This window comes from Caballeronia arvi, from assembly GCF_001544695.2.
Taxonomy (GTDB): Bacteria; Pseudomonadota; Gammaproteobacteria; order Burkholderiales; family Burkholderiaceae; genus Caballeronia; species Caballeronia arvi.
The window spans coordinates 40,446-63,825 of the sequence record NZ_FCOM02000015.1; the positions used below are offsets into that span (position 1 = coordinate 40,446).

Genomic DNA, 23,380 nt, shown 5'->3' on the forward strand with positions numbered 1-23,380 from the left:
CATTTCGCAACGAACCGGAATTTATGCCCGACTCGAGCCCGCTCGCACCGCAATTTGGTCAACCGCTCATTATAAAGCTACGCCGTGCAAAAACTACACGGCTAACAACTTGATACAGCCGGCACTGATGATCGCAAGGGTGCCACCGCCTGCCTCTATATGATATTTCGTACGAACAGACAGTATTCCTAGTCTGCTTCATAATTCGATTACCGAGCCGACTCGCGCCTCGCGCAGGACACGCTATTTTCGATGACCGACGCCCTCACCTCCAGCATCGACCTCTCCCTCGCCCCGCTCGCTTTCGGCGATCTCCAGGGCTGCTGCGACCCGTTCCAGCGGCTTCTGAAGAAAGCCGCACTCGAACCCGGCACGCCGCTGTGGTTCGCGGGCGATCTGATCAATCGCGGTCCCAAGTCATTGCAGACCCTGCGCGAGGTGATCGCGCTCGGCTCGCGCGCGACCGTCGTGCTGGGCAATCACGATCTGAACCTACTCTCAGTCGCGGCGGGTCTGCGCAAGCCGAAGAAAGGCGACACGCTCGATGAAATCCTCGACGCGCCCGATGCCGCCGATCTGATCGAATGGGTGCGGCACAAGCCGGTCGCGCATTTCGAGAACAATGTGCTGATGGTCCACGCGGGCGTGGTGCCGCAATGGGACGCGACGATGGCGATGGAACTCGCCCACGAGCTGGAGCAGGCATTGCGCGCGCCGAACTGGAAGGAAACGCTCGCGTCGCTCTACGGCAACGAGCCGCATCGATGGGAAGACACATTGACGGGCATGGATCGGCTGCGCGTGATCTACAACGCGCTGACGCGCATCCGCTTCTGCACGTCCGAAGGCGCGATGGAATTCGCCAACAACGGCGGCCCCGACGCCGCGCCGCCCGGCTACATGCCGTGGTTCGACGTGCCGGACCGCCGCACGCAGGACGTCACGATCGTGTTCGGCCATTGGGCCGCGCTCGGCCTGATGATTCGCGACGACGTGCTCTGTCTCGACTCGGGCTGTGTGTGGGGCAATAAGCTATCGGCGGTGCGCATGGCCGCCGATCCCGCACAACGCGTGATCACGCAGGTGAGTTGCTCGATGAAGAAGTGAGCGGCATCTCCGTCATCGTTTCGACCACGGCCGGCGCACCGCGCATGCGCTGCAACGCCGCATCGACCGCGGCCTGCGCCTCGCTCGCGAGCACGCGCCGGTCCGCGCCCGGGGCAAGCGGATCGCAGACGTAAAGATGCGCGGTGAGCGGCGCCGCGCGCAAGAGCGCGCTGAGCGATTCGTCGAGCGTCATGTCGCCGATATACGCGGGCGCGGTCGACTGCCTGCCCTGCGCATCCTCGTACATCAGGCAGACCGGCTGCACCGGACACGATGCCGACACCGCCGCCTGAAACATGTTCGCGTGAAACGGCAGCAGCGACTGGCCATCGGTCGTCGTGCCTTCGGGAAACACGCACATCAGCTCGCCGGCGTGCAGGCGCTCCGCCAGCTCGTGCATGATGCGCTTCGCGTCGCTGCGTTTCTCGCGCTGGACGAACACCGTGCCCAATTGTTGCGCGAGCCAGCCGACGATCGGCCATTTGCGGATCTCCGCCTTCGACACGAACGGCGTCGGACGCCACGCGTTGATCACGTAGATGTCGATCCACGAAATATGATTGCCGACGACGAGCACGCCGCTATCGAGCCGCGCTTCATCGTTATGGACGACAAGCCTCATGCCCGAGAGCCGCAACATCTCGAGCGACCATGCGCGATTCAACGTCATGCGCTCGCTCGCCGACGCGCGTGGAAAACGTGTCGCGACGATCCACATGCCGCGCAGCAGGTGAACGGTGAGCCGCAGTTTGCGCAACACGAGCGTCATGATCAACGGCTCTCGTAAGCGACGTGTCCGCCGACGAGCGTCGCGCGCACGCGCGCCGGCAGCTCATAGCCGAGGAACGGCGTATTGCGGCCCTGGCTCTTGAGCTTCTGCGGATCGACGCGCCAGTCGCCCGATGCATCGAACACGCAGAGATCGGCGACTGCGCCCGTCGTGATGCGTCCCGCGGGCAACTTCAGTACATCGGCGGGCGCGGACGTTATGCGCGCCAGCGCCTTCACGAGCGGCACGTTCGCTTCACGCGCCCACTTCACCGTCAGCGACAGCAGCAGTTCGAGGCCAGTCGCGCCCGGCGTCGCTTCGGCGAAGGGCAGGAGCTTCTCATCGTCGTCGAGCGGTGTGTGATCGGAGCAGATCGCGTCGATGGTGCCGTCGGCCAGGCCCGCGCGGATCGCGTCGCGGTCGCGTTGCTGACGCAGCGGCGGATCGAGACGGAACTGCGAATCGAAATAGCCGATGTCGATGTCGGTCAGATGCACGTGATTGATCGTCACGTCGCAGGTCACGGCGAGCCCTTCGGCCTTCGCCGCGCGCACGAGCTCGACGCCCGCCGCCGACGACAGATGCGACAGATGCACGCGCGCGCCCGTCACGCGCATCAGTTCGAAGATGGTATGCAGCGCGATGGTCTCCGCCGCCACCGGCACGCCCGACAGCCCGAGCCGCGACGCCACCGCGCCGCTCGCCGCCACGCCGTCCTTCGACATGTACGCGTCCTGCGGGCGCAGCCACACGGTGTAGCCGTAAGTGGTCGCGTATTGCAGCGCGCGTTGCAGCGTGCGCGTATCGACGATCGGGTTATCGGCCTGCGAGAAGCCGACGCAGCCCGCTTCGGTCAGCTCGACCATCTCGGTGATGGCTTCGCCTTTGAGGCCCATCGTGAGCGCGCCGAGCGGATACACGTGCGCCAGATGCAGCTTCTGCGCGCGAAACTTGAGCATTTCAACGAGACCGGGCTCGTCGAGCGTCGGATCGGTGTCGGGCGGGCACACGAGGCTCGTCACGCCGCCCGCCATCGCGGCGGCCATTTCGGATTCGAGCGTCGCCTTGTGCTCGAAGCCCGGCTCGCGCAGGCGCGCGGACAGATCGACGAAGCCCGGCGCGATGTAAAGCCCGCTCGCATCGATGATCTTGGCCGCGTTGAAATCCGCGGGCGCCTCGCCCAGGCCGACGATCCTGCCCGCCGCGATGAACACGTCCTTGCGTTCCTCGGTTCCCGCTGCCGGATCGATGAGCGTGCCGTTTTGGATTTGAATCTTCATGTTTAGTCGCTATTCCCAGCCACGATGCCCATCACCGCCATGCGCACGGCGATGCCGAAAGTCACCTGATTGAGAATGACCGACTGCGGGCCGTCCGCCACTTGCGAGTCGATTTCGACGCCGCGGTTCATCGGGCCGGGGTGCATCACGATGGCGTCGGGCGCGGCGAGCGCGAGACGCTCGGGCGTCAGTCCCCAGCTCTTGAAATACTCCTGCGCGGAAGGCAGCAGCGCGCCGCTCATGCGCTCGTTCTGCAGGCGCAGCATGATGATCACGTCGACGCCCTTCAGCCCTTCATCGAGGTTGTGATAGACGTGCACGCCTATCTGGTCGAGATTGCCCGGCAAGAGCGTGCGCGGACCGATCGCGCGCACTTCGGGCACGCCGAGCGTGGTGAGCGCATGAATGTCCGAGCGCGCGACGCGCGAATGCAGAATGTCGCCGACGATCGCCACACGCAGCTTCGTGAAATCGCGCTTGTAATGGCGGATCGTGTACATGTCGAGCAGGCCCTGCGTCGGGTGCGCGTGACGGCCATCGCCCGCATTGATCACGTGCACGTGCGGCGCGCAATGCTCGGCGATCAGATACGGCGCGCCGCTCGATGCGTGACGCACGACGAACATGTCGGCGTGCATCGCGGAGAGATTGTTGATCGTGTCGAGCAGCGATTCGCCCTTGCTCGTCGACGATGCGTTGATGTTCAGATTCAGCACGTCCGCCGAAAGACGCTTCGCCGCGATCTCGAACGTGGTGCGCGTGCGCGTCGAGTTCTCGAAGAAGAGATTGAATACCGATTTGCCGCGCAGGAGCGGCACCTTCTTCACCTCGCGATCGGTGACGCTCACGAACTGTTCGGCGGTATCGAGAATGTGCGTGACGATCGAGCGCGGCAGACCTTCGATGGTGAGCAGGTGCTTCAGCTCGCCGTTCTTCGTGAGCTGCGGATTGCCCTTGAGGAAGCCGTACCGGAACTTGTCGGCGCTCTTTTCCGATGAAGGCGCGCCCGATTCGGCTGCGCCCTGGGTGGCGATGTTCATGATGAATCCCGGTGTTTCTTGAAGAAACGCGAAGCGCGCGTCAGTTTGCGCGCGGCTCGGTCGTGAAAGTGAACGTGTTGTCGTCGCGGCGCGCGAGCACGAGATTGGCGCTCGCGGGCACATCGACCGTGCCGCCGGTGAAGCGCGCGCCGATCGGCATTTCGCGCCCGCCGCGATCGGCGAGCACCGCGAGATCGATCGACGCCGGACGGCCGTAGTCGTACAGCTCGTTGATCGCGGCGCGCACGGTGCGGCCCGTGGACAGCACGTCGTCGATGAGCACGATGCGACGGCCGTTCACATCGAACGGCAAATCGGTCGGGCGCGCCTGGCTGTGCAGGCCCTTCTTCGCGTAGTCGTCGCGATGCAGCGCCACGTTCACCACGCCGAAGCTCGGCGCGTTCAGGTCTTTGGCGAGCCGCTCGGCAAGCCACACGCCGCCGCTGTAGATGCCCGCGAGCACGGGCCCGTCGTTCTCTGCGAACGACGATCCATACGCTAAGCGAATCTGGTCGACGAGCGCGCGATACAGCGCCTCGGCGTCAATGGAACTCATGATCGTCGGCAAGTCCGTCGAGATATTGTTGAAGGATGATGCGGGCGGCTTCGGCGTCGATCTCGTCGAAACGGCCGCGCGCATTGACGCGCACGCCGCGCTCGCGCAGATCGGCCTTGGCGTCGACGGACGAATAGCGCTCGTCCACCCATTGCACGGGCACGTTGAAACGGCCGTTCAGCTGATTGCCGAAGCGCTTGGCAAGCGCGCTCATTTCATGCGGCGTGCCATCGGGATGCATCGGCATGCCGACGACTACAGCGTCGGGTTTCCATTCGTCGAGCAGCTTGCCCACTTCGACGAAGCGATGTTCGCGGTTGAGATTTTGCAACGTGGCGAGCGCACGCGCGTTCTTCGTGAGCGTATTGCCGACGGCAACACCAATGCGCTTCTCGCCGTAATCGAATGCCAGCAGCGTGGCTTCGCGGCTCATGCGTGCCCTGCTTCGCCGGACAACATCGAGCGCGACACGCCGAGCAGCGCGAGCGCCGCTTCGAGCCGGTCTTCGGCGGGCACGTCGAAGATGATGCGCGGATCGGCTTCCACGGTAAGCCAGCCATTTTTCGAGATTTCTTCTTCGAGCTGGCCCGCGCCCCAGCCGGCATGACCCAGCGTGAGCAGGAAGCGCTCGGGGCCCTTGCCGCTCGCGACCGCTTCGAGCACGTCTTTCGACGTGGTCATGGCGAGGCCGCCGGGCACGCTCATCGACGAGCTATAGGGCTCGCCCTCGCCCGTTTCGTGCAGCACGAAGCCGCGCTCCGTTTGCACGGGACCGCCGAAATACACGGGCAAATGGACGAGCGGCTCGATCTCGAGCTTGAGATCGATGCGATTGAAAAGCGACTGGAGATCGATGTCGGTCGGCCTATTAATGACGAGGCCGAGCGCACCTTTCTCGGTGTGATCGCAAAGATAGACCACCGTTCCTGAAAACGTCGGATCGACCATGGACGGCATGGCGATCAGGAACTGATTCGTCAAATTGATGCGATCGGAAGTCTTGGACATAATTCAGAATTTTAACAAAGGCGCTGCGAGATGGCCGACTTTGATGTGGGTCTGGTCTGGTTTCGGCGGGATCTGCGCGCGGCAGACAATGCTGCACTCTATCATGCGCTTACACGGTGCCGCCGCGTGCTGTGCGCCTTCGTTTTCGACCGCGATATTCTCGCGCCGCTCGACAAAAACGATCGTCGCGTGCCGTTCATCCATGCGAGCGCCGTCGAGCTGGATGGCACGCTGCGCGAGGCGGGCGGCGGGCTGATCGTGCTGCATGGACATCCCGTTCATGACATTCCGACGCTCGCGCGCAACTGCGGCGTGAATGCCGTCTTCGCCAACCGCGATTACGAGCCGGACGCGAAGGCGCGCGACGAAGCCGTCGCGGCCAGGCTCGCGAGTCAGGACATCGCGTTCTTCACGTTCAGGGATCAGGCCGTCTTCGATCATGACGATGTGATGACAGGCGCCGGCAAGCCCTACACCGTCTTCACGCCGTACAAGCGCAAGTGGCTCCAGACGCTCACGCCGGATGCGCTGATGCCGTATGCGTCGGAGGATCATCTGAACGCGCTGGCGAGGCCGCCTTCTGGCGTAGGGCATGCGTTTCCGTCCCTGGCCGCGCTCGGTTTCGCCGATGCGCGCGCACCCGCATTTCCCGCAGGCACGAGCGGCGCCTATGCGCTCTTCGACGACTTCCGCGACCGAATGTCCGACTACGGCCGCACGCGCGACTTCCCCGCGCTGAAGGGCCCGAGCTATCTCGGCGTGCATCTGCGGCACGGCACGGTGTCGATCCGCGCGCTCGCCCGCACCGCGCACGATGCGCAGCGCCACGGCGACAAAGGCGCCGAAACGTGGCTCGGCGAACTAATTTGGCGTGAGTTCTATTTCTCCGTGCTGCACCATTTTCCGCACGTCGGCGTGACCGGCGATCATCGCGCGTTCAAGCCGGAATACGATCGCATCGGCTGGGAAACCGGCGACGCCGCCGACGCGAACTTCGCTGCATGGTGTGCGGGGCAAACCGGCTATCCGATCGTCGATGCGGCGATGCGGCAGATCAACGCGTCGGGATATATGCACAATCGCCTGCGCATGGTGGTGGCGAGTTTTCTGACGAAGGATCTCGGCATCGACTGGCGGCGCGGCGAAGCTTATTTCGAGGCGCTGCTGAACGATTTCGAACTCTCGAACAACAACGGCGGCTGGCAATGGGCCGCATCGAGCGGTTGCGACGCCCAGCCGTACTTCCGCATCTTCAATCCGATTACGCAGTCGAAAAAGTTCGACGCTGCGGGCAAGTTCATCCGGCATTACGTGCCGGAGATCGCCGGTTTGTCCGATCGGGACATCCACGCGCCGTGGCTCGCGAAACCCGACGCGCTCAAAGCGGCGAAGGTGTCGCTCGGCGCGGATTATCCGCAACCGGTCGTCGATCACGCCGCGGCACGACAACGCACGCTCGCGCGCTATGACGTCGTGCGCAAGCCGGGCGCGAGACAGGCCGCGCCGAACGATCGCGACGACGATTAACGCGTGATCGGCATCGACCGCTCGATCATCGCGGTGAGCGCGACGATCGAGCTGCGGCCTTCGGACGGCGCGATGCCCGCAGCCGCCTGATGCAGCATCGAGCGCAGCATTTGCGCGGCGCGCTCGGGCACCGTGGCGTCGAGTCCGCGCGTCGCGCCTTCGGCGCCGTCGGCATGCGATTCGCCGTGATGGGCGACGCGCCGCCACGCGAGGCCGAGCGTGTCCGCGAGCAGCGCGACGTGCCCGAGCCCGAGCGCGCAGGCCGCCGCGCCCAGCCGATGCGAAGCGTCCGCCGCGGACAGCGCCGCGGCCTCGTCCACCGTACCGGTTTCGCTCGCCTGCGCGCCGCGCTCGACGAGCGCATCGATCGACGTTTCCGCGCTCTGCAGGAAGTCCTCGTAGGCGGCCGAATTCACGCGCAGCACGCCGAGATCGCGCGTCGCGGCATCGCGCGACGCTTCCTCGACCGCCTGCGCCGCGCCCTCTTCCCATGCCGCTTCCGATGCCTGCGTCGCCGCCACGTGCCACGCGACGGTCAGGCCGTAGTCGCGCAGCACGTCGACGTGTTCGGCGTCTTCGGGCGCTGCGCCGTACAGCGCGAAGTCGCGCCACAGCAGCGCGAGCGTCGCGCGCACGAGCGAGCGCGGCGCGTACGACAGCGCGTGCGCCTGATCCGCCAGCACGAGGTTGAAGCGCGCGTAAAGGCGCTTTGCATCGGCGATATGGTCGAGCTCCGCGCCGTTGCGCTCGGCACGCTCGCGCAACGCCCGCACCGTGGACGACGCGAGCCGCCAGAAATCGTAGGGATCGGAGCCGCGCAGTTCGTCGAGGCAGGCGTCGAGGCGTGCGAAGGCATCGGCGGATGCTTCGGCCGGTCCGCGCAAAAGCTCGAGCAGCGTTTCCTCGTAGTGCGCCCGCAGGTGCGCGAGCCGCTCGGGGGCGAAGCCACGCAGCGTCGCCGGTGCGATCGCGCGGCCGACGAGAGCGAGATCATCATAGGAAACCGGCGCGACGCGCGTGTGCGCCGCGAGCAGCGCATGCAGCCCGCGATAGTGATCGAAAAGCACGGTCGAGCAAGACAGCTCGCGCAGATTGTGGCGCTCGACCGCCGCGCGGAACACCGCGAGCGCCTCCGCGATGCGCGCATGACTTCCTTCCGATTCCTCGCCGAGCGGCGCGACGAGCGCAAGTGCCTCGGCGAAGCGCTGCGCGGGCAGCCAGCCCGCCGAGTGCAGCGCGGCGATGGCGCGCTTCAGCGCAGCGCCGGTTTCGCCCTGACGCTGGAAAGCGTGCAGCGCGTCGGTGAGCGCCATTTCGGCGAGTCGCACCGATCCGCCACGCGGATTGGGCAGGGCTTCGAATGGAACGGGCAGATCGGGACGAGAAGTCATAACAAGCGCTCACAAGCCGGTTCGCGGGCGCGGCGTCGATAGTCGCCGTCGCTCGCGGTTTGATTGCATCATCGGTAGACGGGCGGCGGATGTCAGCCGCTCACCGCGCCTGCTTCAAGCGTATGCGCTAACGAGCCGGCAGGGAATCGAATGCGCCTGCCGAGACTCTTCGCACCTTCGTACGCCGCAACGAACTTGCGTCACGCTGCAAAACCCGAAACCCGCGCGGACCGCACGCGCCTCGCGCCGCCGTAACCGAACGCGGTCCGCAAAAAACGCGCGCCGCATGACGCGAGTCATGCGGCGCAGCAGAACGACAAGATCAGATCTGAACCATCTCGAAATCTTCCTTGCGGGCTCCGCATTCGGGACAGGTCCAGTTGATCGGAACGTCCTCCCAGCGCGTGCCCGGCGCGATGCCCTCTTCGGGCAATCCCGCCTCCTCGTCGTAGATCCAGCCGCAGATCAGGCACATCCAGCTTCTGTATTCCATACTTATGCCGCGTCGATTGGTCGGTTGAAATTAGGACATGATGGTACCGTGTTGCCGTGTCGATGCCTAGCAAGCCGCCCGCCCGGGAGCGCGCGCAGCGAGACATCGGTCGAAACGGCCGTCATGCGGGCGGCCCGTGCAAAGGCTAGCGCGCCGGAAAAAAGTGCGCAAAGAAAACAGCCGGGCGGCATTAGGACGCATAATCAGACATGACCGGGCGGGCCTTCGCTCACGCGCCCGAGGCGCGGACGAGTCCGCTCCACGCCGATCGTCCAATCAAGCAATCCAATACCATAATGTCCGCTTTTGCCATGACCGGCGACTCCCCACCGATCGTACTCACCTTCGGCCTCTCGGACCCCACGGGCGGGTCGGGCCTGCAAGCCGACCTGCTGACGCTCGCGAGCATGGGCTGCCACGGCGTGACCGTGCTGACCGGCTACGCGGTGCGCGACTCCGCGACCTGCGACGAAGTGACGGGCCTCGACCCGGATGCCGTCGCGACTCAGGCGCGCATGTTGCTGGAGGACATGCCGATCGCCGCATTCAAGATTGGCGCGGCGACGCGCGCGGAGCTCGTGTCTGCCATCGCCGAAGTCGTGTCCGACTACGACGACGTGCCGCTGATCCTCGCGCCCGATTTCACGCTCGACGACGAACACGTCCTGTCCGCCGACGAACTGCGCGAATCGCTCGCCGATCTACTCGTGCCGCAGACCACCATGCTGATTGCCGATCACGCCACGTTATTGCAACTCGCGCAGCCGGACAGCGACGCTGAATCGCCCACACTCGATTCCGCGATTTCGCACATCCTCGCGCAGGGCTGCGAATACGTGCTCGCGATGGAAACCGGTACGCACCGGCACGTGAACACGCTCTACAGCGAGGAAGGCCAGGTGCGGCAGGACACCTGGGAGCGCGGCGTGCAACGCATCATGGGACTGACCGATACGCTCGGCTCGGCGGTCGCCGCGCTGCTCGCGAACGGCCAGGAACCGGCCGAAGCCGCGCGCGAGGCGCAGGAATACGTGTTCCAGGCCGCGCGCGCTGCGTTCCGGCCCGGGATGGGCGCGTATCTGCCGGACCGCTTCTTCTGGGCGCGCTCGAACGACGCCGACGAAGACGGCGAAGCGTCCGCGCTGCCCGACGATCCAACAGGACTGCCCGGAGAAGCGCGCCACTGAATCCGCGTCGACGAAATCAATAAGGGAGGCCACGCGAGCGCATGCCATACCGATTGCCCCATCTGCACAAGCCCGGCCCGCAAGGTGCGATCCGCATCGGCTGCGCGGGCTGGGGACTGTCGAGCGCCGTCTCGGCCAGCTTCCCGCATGAAGGCACGCATCTCGAACGCTATTCGCACGTGCTGACGTGCGTCGAGATCAACACCAGCTTTTACAAGCCGCATCGCGAACAGACCTACGCACACTGGGCGGAGAGCGTGCCCGATTCGTTTCGTTTCTCCGTCAAGCTGCCGAAGGCGATCACGCACGATGCGCGTCTCGCCGACACCGAATCCCTGCTCGACGAATTTTTCCATTCCGCCGGACAACTCGGCGACAGGCTCGGCTGCTGGCTCGTGCAAGTACCGCCGAGCCTGCCGTTCGATGACACCATCGCCGAAACCTTTTTCAAGGCGCTGCGCGAGCGCACGAAGCTGCCGGTCGCATTCGAGGCGCGCGAACACAGTTGGTTCACCACGCACACGGCGGCGCTGCTGAAGGCGCATCGCATCGCCTACGTCGACGCCGACCCGATACCCGACGATTGCGAGATCAAGCATCGTGCGGACACGTCGCTCGTGTATGTGCGCCTGCACGGCTCGCCCGAGCTCTACAAGTCTTCCTACAACTACACCTATCTCGACGATCTCGCCCATACGCTGCACGCGCGCGCGAAGAAGACAGCCGAGGTCTGGTGCGTCTTCGACAACACGGCGGAAGGCAACGCGCAGCCCAATGCGCTGCATCTGATGGAGCGCTTGCGGATTCATCACAAGGTCTGATTCTCTGGAGGATTGTCCGATGCGCAAGTCTGCGGGACGAATTGCCCCTTTGCTTGCAGCCGCGCTGCTCGCCTCGCTGCTTGGTTTCACGGCGCCGAGTCAGGCGCAGAACGCCACGCCCGTGGGCGACGGAACCTTCCTGCTGACGATCTTCCTCAAGCACGACGAATCGAAGACACTGCCGCAAATCAACCAGCAGTTGAAGGAACAAGGCTACTTCAAGACGTTTCCGCCACCGGGCATCGAAGTGGTGTCGTGGTACGTGATGATGGGCATCGGGCAAGTGGTGACGCTGCGCGTGCCCGCCGACCGTTTGCGCGAAGTGAACCGGGCGATCGAATCGACCGCTTGGGGTGGCTATCGGACGGAGTTTTATCCGACTTACGACTACAAGGCCGCCGCACAGAAGCTGCGCGACGAGATGAACAAGTAACGCGTTTCCGACAGGCGAAAAAAAACCCGCATCGCTGCGGGTTTTTTTGGCTGCGCGAGCCTCTTGCGAAGCCCGCGCTGATGTAACCGGCATAAGCCGAATTACATATCCATGCCCATGCCGCCCATGCCGCCGGGCATACCGCCAGGCATCGGAGCATCTTCCTTCGGCAGTTCGGCAACGGCTGCGTCGGTCGTCAGCAGCAGGCCTGCCACCGATGCCGCGTTTTGCAGCGCGGTGCGCGTGACCTTCGTCGGATCGACGACGCCGGCGTCAACCAGGTCGACGTACTCGCCGGTCGCTGCGTTGTAGCCGTAGTTGCCCTGGCCAGCCGCAACAGCCGCCACGACCACCGAAGCTTCTTCGCCGCCGTTCGTGACGATCTGGCGCAGCGGCTCTTCCATCGCACGCAGGACGATCTTGATACCGGCGTCCTGGTCCGGGTTTGCACCCTTCACGCCTTCGATTGCCTTGCGAGCGCGGATCAGCGCAACGCCGCCGCCAGCCACGATGCCTTCTTCCACAGCTGCGCGCGTTGCGTGCAGTGCGTCTTCGACACGTGCCTTCTTTTCCTTCATTTCGACTTCGGTCGCAGCGCCGACCTTGATCACTGCAACGCCGCCGGCCAGCTTGGCCACGCGCTCTTGCAGCTTTTCACGGTCGTAGTCCGACGTCGCTTCTTCGATCTGCGTGCGCACTTGCTTCACGCGCGCTTCGATGTTCACGGCTTCGCCAGCGCCGTCGATGATCGTCGTGTTTTCCTTGCCCACTTCGATGCGCTTCGCCTGGCCCAGTTCAGCCAGCGTCGCCTTTTCGAGCGTGAGGCCGGTTTCTTCCGCAACCACTTGACCGCCGGTCAGGATCGCGATGTCTTCCAGCATTGCCTTGCGACGGTCGCCGAAGCCCGGAGCCTTCACAGCAACCGTCTTCAGGATGCCGCGGATGTTGTTGACGACCAGCGTTGCCAGAGCTTCGCCTTCGACGTCTTCAGCGATGATCAGGAGCGGACGGCCAGCCTTCGCGACTTGTTCCAGAACCGGCAGCAGATCGCGGATGTTCGAAACCTTCTTGTCGTGCAGCAGCACGAACGGGTTTTCGAGGACGGCGACTTGCTTGTCCGGATTGTTGATGAAGTACGGCGACAGGTAGCCGCGGTCGAACTGCATGCCTTCGACGACGTCGAGTTCGTCTTGCAGCGACTTGCCGTCTTCGACGGTGATGACGCCTTCCTTGCCGACCTTGTCCATTGCTTCAGCGATGCGATCGCCGATCGACGTGTCGCTGTTCGCCGAGATCGCTCCGACCTGAGCGATTTCCTTGTTCGTCGTGCAGGGCTTGCTGATCTTGCGCAGTTCTTCGATTGCTGCTGCGACGGCCTTGTCGATGCCGCGCTTCAGGTCCATCGGGTTCATGCCCGATGCGACGTACTTCATGCCTTCGCGAACGATGGATTGCGCCAGGACCGTTGCGGTCGTGGTGCCGTCACCGGCGTTGTCGCTGGTCTTGGAAGCGACTTCCTTGACCATTTGCGCGCCCATGTTCTGGAGCTTGTCCTTCAGTTCGATTTCCTTCGCGACCGAGACACCGTCCTTGGTGACCGTCGGGCCGCCGAAGCTGCGCTCGAGCACGACGTTGCGGCCCTTCGGACCCAGCGTGACCTTGACCGCGTTGGCCAGGATGTTCACGCCTTCGACCATCTTCGCGCGTGCGGAATCGCCAAAAGTGACTTCTTTAGCTGCCATATCCAAACTCCTTGAGTCTATTCATTGTGCTGGCTTCGCTGCGGCGCTTCTGAAAAAGCGATATCGCGCGAAGCCAAACGTGCAGGAAGGATGCTTACTTGACCAGAACGGCCATGATGTCTTCTTCGCGCATGACGAGCAGTTCCTGCCCGTCGACCTTGACGGTCTGGCCGGCGTACTTGCCGAACAGCACGCGGTCGCCGACCTTCACGTCGAGAGCGTTTTGCGTGCCCTTGTCATCGCGCTTGCCCGGGCCGATGGCCAGGACTTCGCCTTGATCAGGCTTCTCTGCCGCGGCTTCCGGAATCACGATGCCCGATGCGGTCTTGGTTTCCTGGTCCAGACGCTTGACGATGACGCGATCGTGCAAAGGACGAAGGTTCATACACACTCCTCTCTTGATTGAGACTGAAAACGCGGGAAAACCCGTCCTTGGAGAACATTCTCGCCGGACGGAAATCTTGTTAGCACTCTCGTGCAGTGAGTGCCAATTATATGGACGGGATTTGACAATTTCAAGGAGGGGAGGCGCGGGGAATCCCGTAGAGACTGCCCGCCACGGGGAAGCGGCTTGATCGGACCAATGACAACGCCTTGCCCGATAGACTCGATTAATGCTGATCCACGAAGGCTGATTTGTTCAAAGCAGGGTTTTTACTTAGATCGCCGCGGCCTAGACTGCCTCTAACGACGAAGCAGTGGAGAGACAACTCACCACCAGCAACGTTCCTCAAATCGGCATTCGGAGGTCATCATGTTCAAGTCCATCGTTCCCGCCATCGCCATTGCGGCCGTTCTCTCAGTCCCGGGTTTCGCTCAGGCGCGCGAAGACGGTCCCGTCACACGGGCGCAAGTGCGCGCCGAACTCGTTCAACTGGAGCGCGCGGGTTACAACCCGACGGGCGACCAGACCACCTACCCCGCGCAGATCCAGGCGGCCGAAGCACGCGTGGCGGCGCAGCAAGGCGAGTCGCAAGCGTCATATGGCGGTGCGGACGAAGCCACGTCGGCGTCGGGCCATGCAAGCCGTCTGAGCTTCCTCGACCGCATCGTGCGGCCGTCCCCGGCAAACCCGGTCGACTTCAATCGTCCGTAATTCAAGCAACTCTTGCGCACGGAAGCCCGGCCTCACACCGGGCTTTTTTTCACATTCAAAACGGTGAATTGACGAAGTTGGCGCCTTTCATCACCCTGTAAGGCATGAATTCGACGATGTTTTTCAGACTGTGCTTTTTCATCGGCCAGTCGGGCAGGACTACAATTTGTCTCTGCCGCTGACACAAATTCTGGATTCGCCGCCTCTCATGCCCATGCCGTCCCCGCGTCTTGTTCTCGCCTCTCTCGGACTGATCGCTCTCGCCGCGTGCGGAGGCCGCGCCGCCACCACGCCGAGTTACCAGCAGGAGTTGTTCAGTACCGGCGTAAGCCCGTATGCGCACAATTTCGACGCCACCGTCAACGAAACCTGCGAAGCCGCGCGTCGTGCGCTGCTTTCGCAAGGCTTTCTCACGACGATGGGTCAGCCCGACACCGTCGACGCCACCAAGAATTTCCAGCCGAACGCCGACACGCACGCCGTCGTCTCTTTCCACGTCGTCTGCACGCCTGGTGAAAACGCGACGAACCAGAGCATCGCGTACGTGAATGCCGTGCAGGACGGTTATGCGCTGAAGAAGAGCGATACGTCGGCGAGCGTCGGGCTTTCCGTACTCGGCTCGCTGTCGCTGCCGATCCGCTCGAATAGCGACGCAATGGTCAAGATTTCGAGCGAGACCGTGCCCGCGGGCAAGTTCTACGATCGCTTCTTCAATCTGATGAGCCATTACCTCAATACGGTGCCGCGCAGCTCGCCCATCGCGTCCGATGAGGTGAAGAGCAAGCCGCTCGCGCCATCGCTCATCGTCAGCTCGCCTGAACTCACGCCGACGCCGATCGTCGTGCAGACACCCGAAGCCGCGACGGCGATTCAGGCATCGGATGCCGCCGCCGAAACGAAGCGCCAGGCGCAAGCGGCGGCATCGGAGGCTGTGGCCACATCGGCGCCAGCGCATTGAGTCTCCGTTCAGAACCGGCGAAACGCGGCACGAACGCCATCATCACGCACGCCCCGCGCCGCACCGTCGTCAATTCGGCACGTTGACCGTGCCTCCGCTCACCGTGATCGCGTTCGCGCCCGGATCGCTTGCGATAGGCGGCAGGTTCGTCGTCGAGAGCGCGGGCGCCGAACCCGCCGTACCGCCGCGCGCGACCGCGCGCACCACTTGCGAAGGCGGCAGCGGCGCGTTGTTCTTCAGGTGATTCCACATCAGGTTGAGTGCCTGAATGTCGTAGTAATGCACCGGGATGAAACGCGTATCAAAGCCCGCCACGGACAGGAACGCGTCGAAGTGCTGACCGTTCATGATCTCGTAGAGCGAAAGCTGGCTCTTGCTGCCCTCCGCCACGCGATTCGCGCCGAGATACGGGCGCGACGCATGGTTGATCGGCACGAGCGCGTCCGCGCGGCCCTGCACGATGATCGCCGGCTTGCCGCGCAGGTTCGCGTTGACGCGGATGGCGTTCACGCTGTCGACCATCGTCGGATTGCCATTCGTCCACAGCGCGCGCATGCACGCGGCGCCCGCGTAGCTGGCATCGGGCGTCGCGAAGCGATGGTCCGCCGCGCCCGTCGTTCCGACGTTGTAGACGAGGTTGATGCCGTTCGTCGGCGGGATGCCGTTGCCGTTGCCGAAGATGTTCGGCATCGGCGAGACGATGGGCGTCACGCCCGCCGCGCCCGTCACCGCATTGGTCGTGCCGAAGCTGAAATTGCACAGGTTGTCGAGCACGCTCGCTTTCATGTAGGCATCGGCGTATGTGACGGCCACGGCCGGCACCGCCTGCGAATCCCACATCGGCGCCTGCAGCGTGTCGGAGTCGGTCTGATAGCCCGCCTGATGCAACTGATTCAGCGCGTCGGTGGCCTGAGCGACCGTGTTGCCGCCCGATACGAGGCCGTTCGTGGCGAGCGTCGCGCAGCGCGCGGTGCGAATCGCGTTGGTCGTCGAGACGGCAAGCGTCGTCAGATACGGCGCGCCCGCGGCCGCGGGTGCGAGCGCCGCACACGGCTGCAGCAGATTGGCGAGCGTCGTGTAGTCCGCGAGCGGACGCCCGAACGAACCGACCGGCACGCCGCCCTGCCGCACGGAAACCTGCGACGGCAGATTCAGGTTGATCTGCGGCTCGCCGACGACGACCGCCGTGATCCAGCCGTCGGTGTCCTGCTCCGCCGCTGCCAGCGCCGCGCCGCCGCCATTGCTCACCGATGACGCGATCGTCGTGATGTCGCCCTTGTTGTAGCGCACCTGGCGCGTCGAGCCGCTGACCGGGCCGAACATGTCGTTGAGCGCCCAATATGCGAACTGGATCGCCTGCAAGGTGTTCTTGCCCCAGCTCGCTTCGGGATTCTGTTGCGAATGCGCGTGCTTGTAAGCGTAGCGGTTAGGAAACGCGGAATTGAACGACGCCAGGTTCGATGCGCTCGCGTTCGCCTTGAAGATGGCCTTGGTCCCGGCGAGAGTGGTGCTGGCGAGCGTGCCGTCGATCATCGTGACGAGACTCGTCGCCAGCTCGTGCGCGCCGTTGCCGCCGCCCTTGTCGTTGTAGGCCACCGCGCAGCCGCGCTTGAGCCCCCACTCGCCCGCGGCGGAGATCGCGCCGTACACGCCGCGCGATCCCGACGACGTCGCCGTCACGATGCAAGGCTGATCCGGATTGAAGCTCGCCGGAATCTGCACGAGCAGGCTGACGTTCTGCGTGCCGCTGCCGTCGTCCGAATAGGCGATGTATTCCTTGCCCGCGATCTTGCCTTCGCCGAGCGTGTCGTTGCCGTTCAGGTCGACGTTCGGCCCCCAGAAGCGGCCATAGCCGCCGTTCGCCGACATGTCGACCAGCGCGCGATAGTTCGAGTAGATCGCGAGCCGCCGCAGTTCTGCCGCCGTCGGCGCCGCCGGCTTGGCGATGCCGGGCGCGGTCGCCGAAGCGAGGCCCGTCTTGCCGAGGCCGGCCGTCAGCAGATCGTCGGAGGTGCCGTCGTAAGTCTGCGTGTTGACCGACCCGGAGACGAAGGCCGGCAAGGTGTTCGTCGCGGGGCCGCCGCTGCTGCTGTCGTCATCGCTGCCGTTGCATGCGACGAGCGTCGCCGCGGCGAGTATCGCGAATGCGCCGGACGCGACCGTGCGCGGCAATGTCTGCAAGCTCTGGAAACGCGCGAATCTTTTCATTGTGAGTCTCCGCCTTCCGTTCCGATCGAGTGGTGCAACCCAAAGGCTGCCACGCCAATGCAAGTATCGCGTCTGATGAATGCGCCGTCGCTGCTGAATTTCCCTGCTCGTCGCACGCGCCGCCGGGCGCGTGACGCGATTCAAACTTCAAACGACAACGGGCTCCGGCGGGTATGCCGGAGCCCGTTCAAAGATCCGCGAGACGAGCGACGAGAGCGGCATCGCGCGATGCCGCCCGCTGTCCGCGACTCGTGTTACTGCCCGCCGCCTTGCACGCCGAGCGTGATCTTGTTCGACACGGACTTCACACCGGTCACACCCTTTGCGACTTCCTCCGCCTGGGCGATCTGGCCGCCTTCCGGCACCGTGCCGGTCAGCGTGATCGCGCCGCTGCGCGCACGCACGTACACCTTCGACACGTCGAAGCCCTGCGCCTTCGACAGCGCGCGGCGCACCGCGTAGCCCAGCTTGCGGTCTTCCTTCTTGGTTGCCGATTTCTGGGCCTTCGTCGGCGCCGCCGATTCCGTGCTCGTGGTGGCCGCCGCGTCGCTCGACTGCGCATAGGCGCTCGAAGCCACCGCCACGCACACCACCACACCCAGCGCCTTCAACAGATCGACTGCTTTCATGATTTCTCCTTTTGTTTCGCTTGTTGACTTCGCACAGTTGCTACTTCGCTCGTTTTGCACTTCCAAACCGGGCCGCATTCCCAGCGGCTGGGCTACGACATCGGGTGACTCACCGTGGCCGCGCGCGCCCGTGGCCCGAAAGGCGCAAAGGCAAAGCGGCGGCAAGCCGGCGAATGCGGCTCACGATGCTGCGAGAGGCTGGCGAAACGAAACAAACTGCGGCCGGTTGGTCGGGCGGCAAAACCCGTCGGCTCGAATATGTGCTGCCGCATGGCGCGTGCTTGGCGCGCCTCCGTCACGGTGTGCGGCGCGTGGCGCGCGGCTCGCATGCCCACATTTCGGGCTGCGGCGCGAGAAAGGCCATGTCGTGCGGCGGCGAACGTCAATTTAGCCCAGCGCGGCCATTATCGCAAAACATTTAGCGACACGCCCATCCCCGCAGCCGCGCACGAGCAACAGCCCCCGCGGCCTCCGCGCGCGCCTACACACGCCTGTCACACTCGGCGCGCGGCAGGCATCTCGCCTTGCGTCCGGACGTCGATCGATTCCGTTCTTGCGGTTGGGGACACATCGCGATCAGGTAAGCTCGTAGGCACGAAGTTTCACTAGCACCTACGAGATGACCCACCCTTCAGGCAACAATCCGGGCAATGATCCGGACGTCCCGCCGAGACGCAAACCGCAACCGAGGATCGTCGCGCGTTTCGTCGCGATTTCCTGGCGCGATCTGGCGCTTACCTTCGGCCCGATCCTGCTGCTCTGCGCGGCCGCGCTGTGGCTCGCCGTACGGCTGATCCAGCCCGCGCCGCCGAGCACGCTGACCATCGCGGCGGGGCCGAAAGGCAGTTCGTTCTGGAACAGCGCGCAGAAATACAAGGCGATCCTCGCGCGCAATCGCGTGACGCTCAATATCCTGGAGACGCAAGGCTCGCTCGACAACCTGACGCGCCTCGACGACCCGAAATCGAACGTCGATGTCGGATTCGTGCAGGGCGGCCTGACCAAGCCCGGCGCGACGCACGACAATCTGGAATCGCTCGGCAGCGTGTCGTATGTGCCGCTCGCGGTGTTCTACCGGGGCGCGGCGGTCGTGAGCCGCCTGTCGGAGCTGAAGGGCAAGCGGCTCGCGATCGGTGCGGAAGGCAGCGGCACACGCGTTCTGGCGCTGACGCTTCTGAAGGCGAACGGCATCGAGCCGGGCGGCGACACGGAACTGCTGCCGCTCGCCGGCGACGAAGCCGCCAAGGCGCTCGAGGCCGGCCAGATCGACGCCGTTTTCCTGACGGGCGACTCCGCCCAGCCGCCGACGATGGCCAAGCTCCTGCGCACGCCCGGCATCCGTTTCATGGATTTCGCCCAGGCCGATGCCTACGCGCGCCGCTTTCCGTATCTGACGGAAATCGAGCTGCCGATGGGCGCGTTCGATTTCGCCCGCAACCTGCCGCCGCGCCCGGTGCACATGATCGCGCCGACCGCGGAACTCGTCGCGCGCGACAGCCTGCATCCGGCGCTGTCCGATCTCCTGATCGAAGCCGCGCGCGAGGTGCACGGCCGCGCCAATCTGCTGCAGCGCGCGAACGAGTTTCCGGCGCCGCTCGTGCACGAATTCCGCATCAGCGACGACGCCGAGCGCTATTACAAGTCGGGCAAGAGCTTCATCTACCGCACGCTGCCCTTCTGGATGGCGAGTCTCGCGGATCGCGTGCTCGTCGTGCTGGTGCCGCTGATCGTGGTGCTGATTCCCGGCTTGCGGCTCGTGCCAAGCCTGTACCGGTGGCGCGTGAAATCGCGCATCTACAAGTGGTATGGCGCGCTCATTGCGATCGAACGGGAAGCGATCAACGGGCCCGACACGGCGCAGCGCGATGCCCTGCTCGACCGCATCGACGCGATCGAGTCGGCGGTGAATCGCATGAAGATGCCGCTCGCGTTCGCGGATCAGTTTTACGTGTTGCGCGAACACATCGGTTTCGTGCGCCAGCGTCTCGCTCACGTGCCGGTGGCACAAGGCGCACAGGGCGACGAGACGCGCGCGCGGGACGTGGCGCAAACAGAATCGCCGGCTGTCGCATCGCGGGCAGACACGGAACAAGGCAGCACGTAATATCTAAAGAAGCAGAGAGAAAAATGGATGCGATGCCCGCGCGTCGCATCCGGCATGCAGGACACGTCCGGAAAACGAACAATAGTTGAGGCTTCGTGCGCCCCGCGCCTGAAGCGACGGAAACTCAGGGAGAAGTGACATGAGTGCCCCGCATTCGACCAGTAGTGGTCAGCCGTATTTTTTCTTCGACTTCATTTCGCCGTTTTCGTACTTGCTGCTCGAACAGCACGAAAAATGGCCGGCCATGCCGTTCGAGCTGGTGCCCGTCCAGTTGATGAAACTGCTCGAACGATGGGGCCAGCCGCACGCCGCGACGATTCCGTCCAAGCGCGTCTTCACGTACCGGCACGCGCTCTTTCGCGCGGAACAACTGGGCATTCCGTTCAGGATGCCGCCGGCGCATCCGTTCGATCCGAGCAAGGCGCTGCGGCTCGCCGTGCTGGCGAAGGCCGAGATCGCCTGCGTGCGCGAAATCTTCCGCTACATCTGGCGCGAGGGGCGCGACCCCGCGACACCCGAAGGCTTTCGTGCGCTGTGCAAGCACGTCGGGATGCCGGAAGCGGAAACGCGCATCGAGGACGAGGACATCAAGGCGAAACTGCGCGCCAACAACGACCGCGCCGTGGAAATGGGCGTGTTCGGCGTGCCGACCTTCCTCGTCAACGATCAGATTTTCTGGGGCGAGGACACGCTGCCGATGGTGCTCTACGTCGCGCGCTCACCGAACTGGCTCGAAGGCGCGGAAGTGAAGCGCATCAGCGCGCTGCCGACCGCGCCGCGCGACGCCGATTTCGCCTGACCGAAGGCAGTTCGGCCGGCGTGCCTATGCCGTGCATAGCGCGCTCGCTATGGCGTCAAAAAGGATAAGCGCTTAACTTCGGGTGAGGGTTCGCGAGTTCGCGCCCGCGCGTCCTGATTTCAACCGCTTCGCAGGCCATGAACGAACCCGCCGACTCACTCGACATCTGGCTCATCCGCGTCTTGCGCACCCTCCTGCTCGAGCGCAGCGTGACGCAGACCGCGCAGCGGCTGAATCAGACGCAGCCGGCCATCAGCACCGCGTTGCGCCGCCTGCGCGAAATCCTGAACGACCCGATTCTCGTGCGCGGCAAGCAGGGCATGGTGCCGACCGAATACGGCGAGTCGCTGCTCGCGCCCGCGCAGCGCGCGCTGCGCGAGGTCGAATTCGTCGCGACGCCGCATGGCGATTTCGATCCGGCGAGCTCGCGCCGCACGTTCCGCGTCGCCGCACCCGATTATCTGAACGATTTCTTCATGCCGACGCTCGTCGCCGCTTTTCGCGACGCGGCGCCGAACGCGCGTCTGGAGATCGAATCGCTGAATCCGATGCGCGATCACGAGCGCATGCTCGACGAGGGCGAGATCGATCTGATGGTCGCCAACTGGACGAAGCCCGAGCCGCGTTTCGAGCGCGAGGATTTGTTCACCGATGTTTTCGTCTGCCTGATGCGCGCGGGCCATCCGCTCGCCCGCGAGCCGCTGACCGCCGAACGCTACGCGCTCGCCGCCCATCTCGCGCCGACGCCGTACAGCGGCGGCCGGCGTCATCCGATCGATATCGGACTTGCGCGTGCGGGCATCGAGCGGCGCATCGTCACGACGATCCCGTACTTCGGGCTCGTGCCGCAAGTGCTGCTGCAATCCGATCTCATCTTCACCGCGCCGCGCCGTTTCGCGCAGCACTATGCGGCGATGTTGCCGCTCGCGGTGCTCGACTCGCCAGTGCCGTTTCCGCGCATCAAGTGCTATCAACTGACGTTACCGCAGCCCGATCAGCCGACCGATGTCGCATGGCTGAGAACGCTGATGTCGAATGTGTCGGATGCGCTCACGCGCAAGAAGGCCATCGCCGCGTCTTCCGGCGACATCGCTGCGGAAGTGGGCGAAGTCGCGAAATAGCGCGCGGGCGCCGGTACTTCGGTACCATCCGGAACGACACCTTCCGCCGCCCGCCCCCATGGACGCTCTCGACAAACTGATCCAGCTCGCGAATCTTTCCGGCGCACTCGATTTGCGCTGTCTGTTGAGCGGCCCGCTCGAACTGGATCATGCGCCGGCGCCCGCTGGCGAAGCGGTGTATCACGTCGTGCTGGACGGCAAATGCACGGTGTTGCGCAAAGGCCAGACGCCGCTCGAACTGAATGCGGGCGATATTTTCTGTCTGCCGCGCGGCGACGCGCACGTGCTGAGCATCAAGGCACGCGAAGATTGCGCGGGGAAGGCAGACCTGGAAAAGCATCACAACGGCGCTGTGACGGTGGAAAGCAATTGCGGCGACAGCGCGCCTGGCATCGATCTGCTGTGCGGGCGCTTTCTCTATGCGCCGCGCGCGCTTCTGATCGACGTGCTGCCGGATGTCGTGCACGTGTCGTTCTCGAATGCGTCGGCGCCCTATCTCGCGCCGCTCGTTCAGACGATGCGCCGCGAGGCGGAGGACGCGCAGCTCGGCGCGCCGTCGATCGTGACGGCCTTGTCGACCGCGCTCTTCACGATGGTGCTGCGCGCGTGGCTCGCCGATCAGCCATCGCTCGCGGGCGTGCTCGGGTTGCTGGCGAACCGGCGGCTGGGCGCGTCGATCATCGCGATGCTCGAACGTCCTGCCGAGCCGTGGACACTGGAAATGCTGGCGAAAGAAGCGGCGATGTCGCGCGCCACGTTCATGCGCGCGTTCTCCGCGCATTCGGAGAGCTCGCCGCTGGCATTGCTGAGCCACGTGCGCATGCAGCTCGCGAGCACGATGCTGACGCACACGAAGAAGAGCGTCGCGGATGTCGCTGCGGAGGTCGGGTATCAGTCGGAGGCGGCGTTCAGCAAGCGGTTCAAGGAGCTTTACGGGGTTGCACCGGGCCGCTTCAGACAGGCGAATGGCCTGGTCTGACGCTGCACATCCCACACCGTTTTTTCTCACGGACACTTCGAACAAATCTACGCGCGTGCGCTGCACAATCTGCATTCGCGCGTTCCGCACCCGCCGGAGCGTTTGTCTTCGCCCTACTCCAAAAAGGACATC

At 64.4% G+C, this 23,380-nt stretch carries 23 protein-coding genes; 11 read left to right on the forward strand and 12 right to left on the reverse strand.

Annotated features, from left to right (window positions below):
• Nucleotides 1–252: 252 nt before the first annotated feature.
• A complete protein-coding gene (locus AWB74_RS18605) occupies nucleotides 253–1,107 on the forward strand; it encodes a symmetrical bis(5'-nucleosyl)-tetraphosphatase (protein ID WP_061148216.1) in 855 nt (284 codons plus the stop codon).
• Here the strand turns inward: AWB74_RS18605 and AWB74_RS18610 are convergent.
• Genes AWB74_RS18610 through AWB74_RS18635 form a run of 6 tightly spaced genes read right to left on the reverse strand, consistent with a single transcriptional unit; the run spans nucleotide 1,076 to nucleotide 5,760 of the window.
• Entirely contained in the window at nucleotides 1,076–1,876 is an 801-nt protein-coding gene (locus tag AWB74_RS18610; RefSeq protein WP_061148217.1) for a lysophospholipid acyltransferase family protein, read from the reverse strand. The two genes, AWB74_RS18605 and AWB74_RS18610, sit on opposite strands and share 32 nt — an antisense overlap.
• A gap of 2 nt (nucleotides 1,877–1,878) precedes the next feature.
• On the reverse strand, nucleotides 1,879–3,156 hold the full coding sequence (locus AWB74_RS18615) for a dihydroorotase (RefSeq protein WP_061148218.1): 1,278 nt from the start codon (nucleotides 3,154–3,156) through the stop codon (nucleotides 1,879–1,881).
• A 2-nt stretch (nucleotides 3,157–3,158) separates the two neighbouring features.
• The gene (locus AWB74_RS18620) at nucleotides 3,159–4,196 is read right to left on the reverse strand and encodes an aspartate carbamoyltransferase catalytic subunit (protein WP_061148219.1); all 1,038 of its coding nucleotides are present in this window, start codon (nucleotides 4,194–4,196) and stop codon (nucleotides 3,159–3,161) included.
• Nucleotides 4,197–4,236: 40 nt separating this feature from the next.
• Nucleotides 4,237–4,752, reverse strand: a complete 516-nt coding sequence (gene pyrR, locus AWB74_RS18625; RefSeq protein WP_061148220.1) for a bifunctional pyr operon transcriptional regulator/uracil phosphoribosyltransferase PyrR — start codon at nucleotides 4,750–4,752, stop codon at nucleotides 4,237–4,239.
• Nucleotides 4,739–5,185, reverse strand: a complete 447-nt coding sequence (gene ruvX, locus AWB74_RS18630; RefSeq protein ID WP_061148221.1) for a Holliday junction resolvase RuvX — start codon at nucleotides 5,183–5,185, stop codon at nucleotides 4,739–4,741. The genes pyrR and ruvX overlap by 14 nt, the downstream gene beginning before the upstream one ends.
• Complete coding sequence (locus AWB74_RS18635; RefSeq protein WP_061148222.1) at nucleotides 5,182–5,760, reverse strand: YqgE/AlgH family protein; 579 nt, start codon at nucleotides 5,758–5,760, stop codon at nucleotides 5,182–5,184. Before AWB74_RS18635 ends, ruvX begins: the two co-directional genes overlap by 4 nt.
• Nucleotides 5,761–5,790: 30 nt before the next feature.
• Here AWB74_RS18635 and AWB74_RS18640 point away from each other — a divergent pair, with 30 nt between their 5' ends.
• Complete coding sequence (locus tag AWB74_RS18640; protein ID WP_061148223.1) at nucleotides 5,791–7,287, forward strand: cryptochrome/photolyase family protein; 1,497 nt, start codon at nucleotides 5,791–5,793, stop codon at nucleotides 7,285–7,287.
• Here the strand turns inward: AWB74_RS18640 and AWB74_RS18645 are convergent.
• Together AWB74_RS18645 and AWB74_RS18650 are read right to left on the reverse strand one after the other, a co-directional pair.
• A complete protein-coding gene (locus tag AWB74_RS18645; protein WP_061148224.1) occupies nucleotides 7,284–8,678 on the reverse strand; it encodes a hypothetical protein in 1,395 nt (464 codons plus the stop codon). The two genes, AWB74_RS18640 and AWB74_RS18645, sit on opposite strands and share 4 nt — an antisense overlap.
• A 322-nt stretch (nucleotides 8,679–9,000) precedes the next feature.
• Nucleotides 9,001–9,171 carry a rubredoxin gene (locus AWB74_RS18650; RefSeq protein WP_025527884.1) on the reverse strand — a complete coding sequence of 57 codons (171 nt, stop codon included), beginning with the start codon at nucleotides 9,169–9,171 and terminating at the stop codon, nucleotides 9,001–9,003.
• A 311-nt stretch (nucleotides 9,172–9,482) separates the two neighbouring features.
• Between AWB74_RS18650 and thiD the strand changes: the two genes are divergently transcribed.
• The 3 genes from thiD to AWB74_RS18665 are packed head-to-tail and all read left to right on the forward strand — an operon-like array spanning nucleotide 9,483 to nucleotide 11,612.
• Complete coding sequence (thiD, locus tag AWB74_RS18655; RefSeq protein ID WP_061148225.1) at nucleotides 9,483–10,358, forward strand: bifunctional hydroxymethylpyrimidine kinase/phosphomethylpyrimidine kinase; 876 nt, start codon at nucleotides 9,483–9,485, stop codon at nucleotides 10,356–10,358.
• Between the two features lie 41 nt (nucleotides 10,359–10,399).
• Entirely contained in the window at nucleotides 10,400–11,179 is a 780-nt protein-coding gene (locus AWB74_RS18660) for a DUF72 domain-containing protein (RefSeq protein WP_061148226.1), read from the forward strand.
• Nucleotides 11,180–11,198: 19 nt separating this feature from the next.
• On the forward strand, nucleotides 11,199–11,612 hold the full coding sequence (locus AWB74_RS18665; protein ID WP_061148227.1) for a hypothetical protein: 414 nt from the start codon (nucleotides 11,199–11,201) through the stop codon (nucleotides 11,610–11,612).
• Nucleotides 11,613–11,713: 101 nt separating this feature from the next.
• Here the strand turns inward: AWB74_RS18665 and groL are convergent, their stop codons facing one another.
• Nucleotides 11,714–13,354 (reverse strand): chaperonin GroEL, encoded by a 1,641-nt coding sequence (groL, locus tag AWB74_RS18670; protein ID WP_061122615.1) that lies wholly within the window; start codon nucleotides 13,352–13,354, stop codon nucleotides 11,714–11,716.
• Between the two features lie 94 nt (nucleotides 13,355–13,448).
• Nucleotides 13,449–13,739 carry a co-chaperone GroES gene (locus AWB74_RS18675; RefSeq protein ID WP_061122614.1) on the reverse strand — a complete coding sequence of 97 codons (291 nt, stop codon included), beginning with the start codon at nucleotides 13,737–13,739 and terminating at the stop codon, nucleotides 13,449–13,451.
• A 369-nt stretch (nucleotides 13,740–14,108) separates the two neighbouring features.
• On the opposite strand from AWB74_RS18675, the gene AWB74_RS18680 reads away from it, so the two are divergent.
• Together AWB74_RS18680 and AWB74_RS18685 are read left to right on the forward strand one after the other, a co-directional pair.
• Nucleotides 14,109–14,450, forward strand: a complete 342-nt coding sequence (locus tag AWB74_RS18680; RefSeq protein WP_061148228.1) for a DUF4148 domain-containing protein — start codon at nucleotides 14,109–14,111, stop codon at nucleotides 14,448–14,450.
• Between the two features lie 208 nt (nucleotides 14,451–14,658).
• Nucleotides 14,659–15,408 (forward strand): DUF2242 domain-containing protein, encoded by a 750-nt coding sequence (locus tag AWB74_RS18685; RefSeq protein WP_061148229.1) that lies wholly within the window; start codon nucleotides 14,659–14,661, stop codon nucleotides 15,406–15,408.
• Between the two features lie 69 nt (nucleotides 15,409–15,477).
• Here the strand turns inward: AWB74_RS18685 and AWB74_RS18690 are convergent, their stop codons facing one another.
• Together AWB74_RS18690 and AWB74_RS18695 are read right to left on the reverse strand one after the other, a co-directional pair.
• Nucleotides 15,478–17,616, reverse strand: a complete 2,139-nt coding sequence (locus AWB74_RS18690) for a 3-hydroxybutyrate oligomer hydrolase family protein (RefSeq protein WP_200821993.1) — start codon at nucleotides 17,614–17,616, stop codon at nucleotides 15,478–15,480.
• 254 nt (nucleotides 17,617–17,870) lie between these two features.
• Nucleotides 17,871–18,245, reverse strand: a complete 375-nt coding sequence (locus AWB74_RS18695) for a BON domain-containing protein (RefSeq protein ID WP_061148230.1) — start codon at nucleotides 18,243–18,245, stop codon at nucleotides 17,871–17,873.
• A 619-nt stretch (nucleotides 18,246–18,864) separates the two neighbouring features.
• On the opposite strand from AWB74_RS18695, the gene AWB74_RS18700 reads away from it, so the two are divergent.
• The 4 genes from AWB74_RS18700 to AWB74_RS18715 all read left to right on the forward strand — a co-directional run bounded on the left by AWB74_RS18700 (nucleotide 18,865) and on the right by AWB74_RS18715 (nucleotide 23,248).
• Nucleotides 18,865–20,349 carry a TAXI family TRAP transporter solute-binding subunit gene (locus AWB74_RS18700; RefSeq protein ID WP_061148231.1) on the forward strand — a complete coding sequence of 495 codons (1,485 nt, stop codon included), beginning with the start codon at nucleotides 18,865–18,867 and terminating at the stop codon, nucleotides 20,347–20,349.
• 139 nt (nucleotides 20,350–20,488) lie between these two features.
• Nucleotides 20,489–21,148, forward strand: a complete 660-nt coding sequence (locus AWB74_RS18705; protein WP_061148232.1) for a 2-hydroxychromene-2-carboxylate isomerase — start codon at nucleotides 20,489–20,491, stop codon at nucleotides 21,146–21,148.
• Nucleotides 21,149–21,285: 137 nt separating this feature from the next.
• A complete protein-coding gene (locus AWB74_RS18710) occupies nucleotides 21,286–22,269 on the forward strand; it encodes a LysR family transcriptional regulator (RefSeq protein ID WP_061148233.1) in 984 nt (327 codons plus the stop codon).
• A 58-nt stretch (nucleotides 22,270–22,327) separates the two neighbouring features.
• Nucleotides 22,328–23,248, forward strand: coding sequence for an AraC family transcriptional regulator (locus AWB74_RS18715; protein WP_061148234.1), 921 nt, complete (start codon nucleotides 22,328–22,330; stop codon nucleotides 23,246–23,248).
• Nucleotides 23,249–23,380: the final 132 nt, after the last annotated feature.

What these genes read in the sequence shown, in the direction of transcription:
- AWB74_RS18665 (WP_061148227.1), top strand. Translation starts at nt 11,199, where the DNA reads ATGCGCAAGTCTGCGGGACGAATTGCCCCTTTGCTTGCAGCCGCGCTG.
- AWB74_RS18690 (WP_200821993.1), bottom strand. Translation starts at nt 17,616, where the DNA reads ATGAAAAGATTCGCGCGTTTCCAGAGCTTGCAGACATTGCCGCGCACG.
- AWB74_RS18605 (WP_061148216.1), top strand. Translation starts at nt 253, where the DNA reads ATGACCGACGCCCTCACCTCCAGCATCGACCTCTCCCTCGCCCCGCTC.
- AWB74_RS18705 (WP_061148232.1), top strand. Translation starts at nt 20,489, where the DNA reads ATGAGTGCCCCGCATTCGACCAGTAGTGGTCAGCCGTATTTTTTCTTC.
- AWB74_RS18610 (WP_061148217.1), bottom strand. Translation starts at nt 1,876, where the DNA reads ATGACGCTCGTGTTGCGCAAACTGCGGCTCACCGTTCACCTGCTGCGC.
- AWB74_RS18685 (WP_061148229.1), top strand. Translation starts at nt 14,659, where the DNA reads ATGCCCATGCCGTCCCCGCGTCTTGTTCTCGCCTCTCTCGGACTGATC.
- AWB74_RS18640 (WP_061148223.1), top strand. Translation starts at nt 5,791, where the DNA reads ATGGCCGACTTTGATGTGGGTCTGGTCTGGTTTCGGCGGGATCTGCGC.
- AWB74_RS18680 (WP_061148228.1), top strand. Translation starts at nt 14,109, where the DNA reads ATGTTCAAGTCCATCGTTCCCGCCATCGCCATTGCGGCCGTTCTCTCA.
- AWB74_RS18675 (WP_061122614.1), bottom strand. Translation starts at nt 13,739, where the DNA reads ATGAACCTTCGTCCTTTGCACGATCGCGTCATCGTCAAGCGTCTGGAC.
- AWB74_RS18710 (WP_061148233.1), top strand. Translation starts at nt 21,286, where the DNA reads ATGAACGAACCCGCCGACTCACTCGACATCTGGCTCATCCGCGTCTTG.
- AWB74_RS18650 (WP_025527884.1), bottom strand. Translation starts at nt 9,171, where the DNA reads ATGGAATACAGAAGCTGGATGTGCCTGATCTGCGGCTGGATCTACGAC.
- groL (WP_061122615.1), bottom strand. Translation starts at nt 13,354, where the DNA reads ATGGCAGCTAAAGAAGTCACTTTTGGCGATTCCGCACGCGCGAAGATG.
- AWB74_RS18715 (WP_061148234.1), top strand. Translation starts at nt 22,328, where the DNA reads ATGGACGCTCTCGACAAACTGATCCAGCTCGCGAATCTTTCCGGCGCA.
- ruvX (WP_061148221.1), bottom strand. Translation starts at nt 5,185, where the DNA reads ATGAGCCGCGAAGCCACGCTGCTGGCATTCGATTACGGCGAGAAGCGC.
- AWB74_RS18695 (WP_061148230.1), bottom strand. Translation starts at nt 18,245, where the DNA reads ATGAAAGCAGTCGATCTGTTGAAGGCGCTGGGTGTGGTGGTGTGCGTG.
- AWB74_RS18660 (WP_061148226.1), top strand. Translation starts at nt 10,400, where the DNA reads ATGCCATACCGATTGCCCCATCTGCACAAGCCCGGCCCGCAAGGTGCG.
- AWB74_RS18645 (WP_061148224.1), bottom strand. Translation starts at nt 8,678, where the DNA reads ATGACTTCTCGTCCCGATCTGCCCGTTCCATTCGAAGCCCTGCCCAAT.
- AWB74_RS18620 (WP_061148219.1), bottom strand. Translation starts at nt 4,196, where the DNA reads ATGAACATCGCCACCCAGGGCGCAGCCGAATCGGGCGCGCCTTCATCG.
- thiD (WP_061148225.1), top strand. Translation starts at nt 9,483, where the DNA reads ATGACCGGCGACTCCCCACCGATCGTACTCACCTTCGGCCTCTCGGAC.
- AWB74_RS18615 (WP_061148218.1), bottom strand. Translation starts at nt 3,156, where the DNA reads ATGAAGATTCAAATCCAAAACGGCACGCTCATCGATCCGGCAGCGGGA.
- AWB74_RS18700 (WP_061148231.1), top strand. Translation starts at nt 18,865, where the DNA reads ATGACCCACCCTTCAGGCAACAATCCGGGCAATGATCCGGACGTCCCG.
- AWB74_RS18635 (WP_061148222.1), bottom strand. Translation starts at nt 5,760, where the DNA reads ATGTCCAAGACTTCCGATCGCATCAATTTGACGAATCAGTTCCTGATC.
- pyrR (WP_061148220.1), bottom strand. Translation starts at nt 4,752, where the DNA reads ATGAGTTCCATTGACGCCGAGGCGCTGTATCGCGCGCTCGTCGACCAG.